This is a genomic window from Rhodococcus sp. C26F (assembly GCF_053345925.1).
Window position 1 is genome coordinate 1 of sequence record NZ_JBKFBA010000028.1, and the last position, 6,437, is coordinate 6,437.

The 6,437-nt window shown below is 68.8% G+C and carries 8 protein-coding genes; 2 read left to right on the forward strand and 6 right to left on the reverse strand.

Going from position 1 to position 6,437, the window contains the following annotated elements; all coding sequences use genetic code 11:
- Positions 1-39: 39 nt before the first annotated feature.
- From ACLBYD_RS22085 to ACLBYD_RS22110, 6 genes are all read right to left on the reverse strand, one after another.
- The gene (locus ACLBYD_RS22085) at positions 40-894 is read right to left on the reverse strand and encodes a hypothetical protein (protein ID WP_447818132.1); all 855 of its coding nucleotides are present in this window, start codon (positions 892-894) and stop codon (positions 40-42) included.
- 79 nt (positions 895-973) lie between these two features.
- Positions 974-1,741, reverse strand: a complete 768-nt coding sequence (locus ACLBYD_RS22090) for a DUF2637 domain-containing protein (protein ID WP_447818133.1) — start codon at positions 1,739-1,741, stop codon at positions 974-976.
- On the reverse strand, positions 1,738-2,211 hold the full coding sequence (locus ACLBYD_RS22095; RefSeq protein WP_447818198.1) for a DUF4326 domain-containing protein: 474 nt from the start codon (positions 2,209-2,211) through the stop codon (positions 1,738-1,740). Before ACLBYD_RS22095 ends, ACLBYD_RS22090 begins: the two co-directional genes overlap by 4 nt.
- Positions 2,212-2,456: 245 nt before the next feature.
- On the reverse strand, positions 2,457-2,639 hold the full coding sequence (locus ACLBYD_RS22100) for a hypothetical protein (RefSeq protein WP_447818134.1): 183 nt from the start codon (positions 2,637-2,639) through the stop codon (positions 2,457-2,459).
- A complete protein-coding gene (locus ACLBYD_RS22105; protein ID WP_447818135.1) occupies positions 2,636-2,809 on the reverse strand; it encodes a hypothetical protein in 174 nt (57 codons plus the stop codon). The genes ACLBYD_RS22100 and ACLBYD_RS22105 overlap by 4 nt, the downstream gene beginning before the upstream one ends.
- Positions 2,809-3,714, reverse strand: a complete 906-nt coding sequence (locus ACLBYD_RS22110) for a helix-turn-helix domain-containing protein (protein WP_447818137.1) — start codon at positions 3,712-3,714, stop codon at positions 2,809-2,811. Before ACLBYD_RS22110 ends, ACLBYD_RS22105 begins: the two co-directional genes overlap by 1 nt.
- 133 nt (positions 3,715-3,847) lie before the next feature.
- Between ACLBYD_RS22110 and ACLBYD_RS22115 the strand changes: the two genes are divergently transcribed.
- Positions 3,848-5,431: a ComEC/Rec2 family competence protein gene (locus tag ACLBYD_RS22115; protein WP_447818138.1), complete on the forward strand. Its 1,584-nt coding sequence runs from the start codon at positions 3,848-3,850 to the stop codon at positions 5,429-5,431.
- A complete protein-coding gene (holA, locus tag ACLBYD_RS22120; protein WP_447818139.1) occupies positions 5,428-6,399 on the forward strand; it encodes a DNA polymerase III subunit delta in 972 nt (323 codons plus the stop codon). The genes ACLBYD_RS22115 and holA overlap by 4 nt, the downstream gene beginning before the upstream one ends.
- Positions 6,400-6,437: the final 38 nt, after the last annotated feature.

Consider the following 6,437-nt stretch of genomic DNA (forward strand, 5'->3'; position numbering starts at 1 on the left):
GTGCCCCACCTCGTTTGAGGTGGGGCACTTCTCTTTGTCTCAGGAGGTCCACTTATCGGAGCACTCCTGGGTCCAGCCGGTGGTGCCGTCGGTGAACTGCGTCGTGCCGGTTTGCGACACCGACGGATCCATGCAGTAGTCGATGGTCTTCCCGACGAGCGGCTGTGGATCACCGATCGGAGCTCCGGTGTACCCAACGGGGGGATTGCCTGCCGGCGCCACTGCGGGGGTCTGGGCCTCCGTCGTCGGTGGCGTGGTGACGGGGTCTGAGGTGGTCGTGGGCACTACCGACGCATCAGGGGCGGGTGCACCGCCACTGTCGCGCACGGTCGACAGATCAGCCACACGGTACGTCGGGCCCTGGATCGAATGCTGCGGTCGGTAGACAAGAGTGCCGTTGGGGTCCGGGGTATCGAGAAGCACCCAGCCCTCGTAGATCGACGAGGCATCGAATGCCGTATCGAAGTTGTCCCGATCGGCAATGCACAGATCGGAGTTGACGAAGACGGACTTCGTGACTCCGTCTGTGGTGATGACGGAGAAGTCCCGCTCGGTCGTCCGTACGAAGCTCGTCGCGTCGTAGTCCGCGGGAGTCTCGACGCGGGCCTGGACCGCGACATAGGTGCCGTCCGCAGGCGTCGGCGCGCCGTAATCGATGGTGCACACCGGGTTCTTCTCGATATCGAGAATCGTGACCGTGCCGAGAGTCTTCCCGTTTCGGTCCTGGGCATCGAACGATGTGCCGAGGGGGATCAGCTCGGGCGATGGTGCGGCAGTAGCGGACTCCGTGGCCGCGGTCGATGCTGTCGTCGCATCGTTCTCCGATCCTCCGCCCCCGCACGCGGCGAGTAGCAGTGCGACAGCGGGGACAAGGGCAACGGTGCGAAGTCTCATGTCCGGATCATCCGATCTGCAGGTCGGTGCGTTACGGGGCGTCGCGGNNGCGGGTGTGCGGGGCCGCGACGGGGTGGGATCAGACTGCGACTGTCGCGCGTTCGAGTGTCGCGCGGTGCGCGGTGACCCAGCGCTGCACCTTGTCCTTCGAGACGCCGAGTTCGGCGCCTGTCGCGCGGACCGTCTTGCCTTCCTCGACAACGCGACGGATCGCGACGGTCCTCAGTTCGTCGTCTGTCGCGTTCGCCTTCGGTGTCGCGGGGGAGTTGTCCTGTCGCGGTGTCGCAGCAGGTCGTGGTGTTGTCGCGGGTGCGACACGGAGCCGGGTCACCGGTCGCGCGGGCGTCGTATCCGTTCGGCCATCGCGGTCGGTGTTGGCAGGTACTGTCGCGCGGATCGGCTCGGGCGCAGTGTCGCTGGCCGGTGCTGTCTCGGTGTCGCTGTCCTGTCGCGCGAGCAGGATGGTCAGGTGCACTGCGGCGAGCGTGACGAGCGGTGGGATGACGGCAATGCCGATTCCGATCGGGGACTCGGTGAGCTGCCACGCGTGGATGCCGTTGCCTGCGACGGAGACGATGGTGCCTGCGACGAGGAGTGCCCAGGAGTAGGCGCGTGCGACGCGGTGTCGCGCGACCGCGGCTGCGACGGTCGCGACGACGACCAGGCCGTCGACTGCGACGGGGATCATCCACGCCTGGTCGGCCGGCACCTTGTATTCGACGGCGAGTTCGGCGATCGCGGTGAAGGAGCGCCAGAAGCTGGTGCCGGCGACGGCGACGGCCGCGATGGCGGCGAGTGCGACGGCGACAGTGGCGCGCGCCGGCAGGTGCTCACGGATCTCGTTCACAGGGTGTCTCCGTTCGCGATCTTGAGAAGGATGTCGGCGTGGCAGGGCTGGTCGAGCGGGCACCAGCAGGCGAGGTCGAGGCCGGCGAGGTGTTCGCGGATCTCGGCGGTGCGGTTGCGGTGGCGATAGTCGAGTCGCCCGGTCTGTCCCGTGATGTACTCGCGGTACATCTCGACGCACTGCTCGGCGGTGGCATTCTCGACCTGGTGCCAGGTGATGCTGTAGTCGGAGTGGTGGAAGGCGTGCCGTTCGCCGGACGTCTTGTGCAGGCGGTCCTCGATCTCCCAGTCACTGCCGTCGAGCGCGGGCATCCGGACCTGCGCCTCACCGAGAACGAACGGATTGCCCCACAGGCTTCCGCGACCGACGTACACCGCCCCGGCGGGCATCCGCCACCCCTTGGTGCGCCTGCGTTGAATCCGTTTCGGCGAGGCGACACCGTCGACGGCGAGAACTCCCGCGGGGCGCACAGAGTAGGTCCGGCGGTAACCGTTTCCGGCGGGAGTGGTGTGGAGGCTGTCGAGCTTGATGCGCACGACGCGGCCCGGGGCGGTGAGCTCGCCGGTGCTGGTGTCGTGGACGAAGAGCACGGTGCAGGTGGCGTGCGTGCGGTCGATCGCGTCGATTCGGAGGGTGCGCTGCGCGGTGCGGCGGTGGTCGTCGGCCCAGAGCTGGCCGACGCGGATCTCGTCGCCGTGCCGGTTGGTGATCGCGTTCATCGGGTGGTCTCCTGTTCGATCGTGGCGCGGACCTGGTCGAGGAGGTCGGCGTAGCGACGCAGTCGCCGGGCGGCGGTTTCGGGGGTGTCGAGTTCGGTGAGGGTCGCGTTGTGGCGGAGCTGTCCGGCGAGCGCGCGGAGCTGCACGTCGGCAGGGGCGTTGGCGAAGGTGTCGCTCATTCGGTTCTCCCGGTGAGGTCGTAGATGCCGGCGCACAGCGTGGTGAACGCGTTGCGGTAGGCGTCGGCGAAGGTGTCGACGCCGTCCTCGAGCAGGCGGTTGTGGGCGGTGTCGATGAGGATCTGGGCTTCGGAGACGAGGTCGATGAGCGCGCGGTCGTTGGTTCGCATCACGCGGCTCCTCGGCACTCGCAGCGGCCGACGATGTCGTGCTCGTCGTTCTCGATCCAGCCGTTCACGCACTGGCCGCAGGTGCCCGTCGATCCGGTGGGGCGCGAGTCGCGCAGCTCGCGCCAGGTGGGCAGCCAGGCCTGGACGTAGCGGGCGGGGGAGTCGGGGCGGTACATCCGACGAGCGGCCTGGACGAGGGCGAAGATTCCGAAGCGTTCGACGAGCTTGGAGACCTCGGCGCGGCCGGTGGTGTCGAGCTTGTGGAAGCTCGCGGTCAGTCCGTCGCTGCGCAGTGCGTCGCGGAGGGCCTGGAGGTTGTGGGTGATCTGCGTTTCGGCTGCCGCTGCCGCCGCGTCGTCGGTGGTGCTCGTGCGGTCGGGAGTTTCCTGCACTACGCGGCGGCGGTTGTTATCTTCTTGAAAATCTTCTTGAGAATGATCTTCTTGAGAGATGTTCTTCTTAGTGGGGTGATCGTCCACCGGTGGAAAATCGTCCAGTGGAGAATTCTCGGTTTTCCCGGTGTCCAGTGGGCGATTTTCGCCTGATGGATCGGTGTCCATCGGTCGATTTTCGCCCACTGGGTCTGAGCTGGAGGTATCCGTTTCCGGCGGGGCGGTGATGACGTACCGGGTTCCGGTGCGACGGCCGCGCTGATCGGTGTCGGCGTGGCGCTCGAGGTAACCGATTGCTTCGAGTTCCTTGATCGCGGACTTGATCGCAGCTTCGCCTTCGGGGCCGGTCTTGGCGAGTGTGGCGACGGAGGTCTTCCAGCCGGGCCGATGCGACATCAGTTCGATGAGGAGGCCGCGTGCGCGACGGGACAGGCGACGGTCACGGATCCACGCGTTCGGGATCATCGTGAAGTTGTCTGTAGGGAGGTTGTAACCGCGCTCGATGGTGCTCACGCGACCACCGCAAATACGGTAAGATCGGACATGTTCGACTCCTCGATAGTCGGACTCATGCCCGTCGCGATTCACGGTCGCGGCGGGCAATACTTTTGCTGTCCCCGGTGTCGAACCTCACGCACCTACGTTCGTGCCATTCTCTGGAGCCAACGTCAGCATCGTCCTCGGAGCGGTACTGCTCCTCGTGCGCGCGGTGGGACTCGGCCCGCGTTCCGGCACCGTCCTTGCCGCAACGGCTCTCGTCGCCTTCGTCGTCGTGGTCCGTCCGTCGGCGAGTGTGGTGCGCGCGGCGGCGATGGGATCGATCGGGCTGCTGGCGTTCGTGACGGGTCGTGAGCGACAGGCACTTCCCGCTCTGTGCACCGCGGTGGGCGTGCTGCTCGTGCTCATGCCCGACCTCGCCGTCGACGTCGGGTTCGCGCTGTCGGTGTCCGCGACAGCGGCGCTGATCGTCGCCGCGCCACCGGTCGTGACGCGGCTCGTGGATCGCGGGTGGCCGCGTCCTGTCGCGGAGGTCACGGCGATGTCGCTGGTCGCGTTCGTGGCGACCGCACCTCTCGTCGCGGCGGTGAGCGGGACGGTGAGCGTTGTGTCGGTCGCGGCCAATGTCCTCGTGGCCCCGGTACTCGCGCCACTGACGGTCCTCGGCTCGCTCGTCGCGGTGGCCGCCTTCGTCGTCCCGTGGGCGGGGGAGGTGCTCGCGCGCGGTACCGGGGCTTTCCTGTGGTGGCTGATCACGGTGGCCGATCGGGCGGCGTCGTTGCCGTCGGCCGAGTTCGAGGTGCCGGACGGACCGGTGGGGGCACTCGTCGCGGCCGTGCTGGTCGCCGTGGTGTGGTCGGTGGCTCGTCACCGGCGGGTGCGGATCACGGCTCTCGTGATCGCGGTGGCGGTCGCGGCGGTGTGGCTGCCGGTGCGGATGCTTCGACCGAGCTGGCCCGGAGCCGAATGGGTCCTCGTCGCATGCGATGTCGGCCAGGGCGATGCACTGGTCCTGGCGACGGGGGACGGACGCGCGGTCGTCGTCGACACCGGGCCCGAGCCGGAACCCGTCGATCGGTGCCTGCGCCGGTTGCGGATCCGCCGTGTCGCACTGCTCGTCGTGTCGCACCTGCACGCCGACCACGCGGGCGGAATCCGCGGTGTCCTCGAAGGGCGCTCGGTCGAGACGGTCGTGGTCGGGCCGGGCGCTGCCGGTGAGGACGCGGCGGACGTGCTCGGCCCGGCAACCGAGATCGGTGTCCCCGTGCGGGAAGTGGCCGCCGGTGCGGTTCTGCGTGCAGGCGATCTCGATATCCGGGTGGTGGGTCCGGATGGCCGCGGGACGGGCGGTTCCGAGAACGACGACTCCCTCGTGTTGGTTGTCGATACCGTCGTGGGTCGGGTCCTGCTGCCGGGCGACGCGGAGGAGGCCGCGCTCGACGCACTCGTGCGGTCGGGCACCGACGTGCGTGCGGACGTGTTGAAGGTGCCGCATCACGGCTCACGCACCACCCCCGCCCGGTTCCTCACCGCCGTGCGGCCGAGCGTCGCCCTCGTCAGCGCCGGGCGCGACAACCTGTTCGGGCATCCCCATCCCGAGATCGTCTCCACCCTGACCGGAATCGGGGCGCGGGTGCTGCGGACCGACCTGCACGGCGACGTTGCAGTGCTCCGTGCCGGTTCCGGGGCGCTCGCGGTGGTGTCGGACGTGCGTGGCACGATCGAACCGTGAGCGACGCGTCCCTGCATCTGGTCCTCGGTGAGGAAGAACTGCTCGTCGACCGTGCCGTCGCGCAGATCGTGTCCGATGTCCGCACGCGCAGCGGAACTCCCGGCGACCTCCCCGTCTCCCGACTCCGCGCAGGCGACGCGGATGTGCCGGAGCTCGCCGAGCTGCTCAGCCCCTCCCTGTTCGCGGAAGAACGCATCGTGATCCTCGAATCCACGGCCGACGCCGGAAAGGACGCCGCGGCGCTGATCCTCGACGTCGCAGCCGATCCGCCTCCGGGCGTGACGCTGGTGATCCTCCACAGCGGCGGCGGTCGCACCAAGGCGATGGTGCCCACGCTGCGCAAGTGCGGCGCCGAGGAACACATGTGCGCCGCTCCCGCGAAGGCGGGGGAGAAGGCCGCGTGGGTGCGCACGTTCGTCCACAAGGAGTTCCAGGCCGCGGACGTGCGGGTCTCGGGCGACGTCGAACAGCTCGTCATCGAAGCGGTCGGATCAGACCTGCGCGAACTCGCCGCTGCGTGCAGCCAGCTCGTGGCCGACACCGGCGGCAAGATCGACGCTGCGGCCGTGCGGCGCTACTACTCGGGCAAGGCCGAGGTGTCGGGATTCGACGTGGCCGAGAAGGCCGTGGCCGGCGACACGGCCGGTGCACTCGAAGCGCTGCGGTGGGCGATGCACCGCGGTGTCGCCCACGTGCTGCTCGCCGATGCCCTCGCCGACGCCGTGCACACCATCGCCCGGGTCGGTTCGGCCGGTCGCGGCGACCCGTTCTCCCTCGCATCGTCGCTCGGTATGCCGCCGTGGAAGGTGAAGAAGGCGCAGGCGCAGGCCCGGACGTGGGCGCCGGCATCGATCGGGACCGCACTCACGGTGGTCGCTGCGCTCAACGCCGACGTCAAGGGAGCGGCGGCCGATCCGGACTACGCTCTCGAGCACGCCGTGCGGGTCATCTCCGAACTGGCGGCCTGAGCCGTCCGCGCCGCTCCCGATCCCGGGGCGGCGTCATG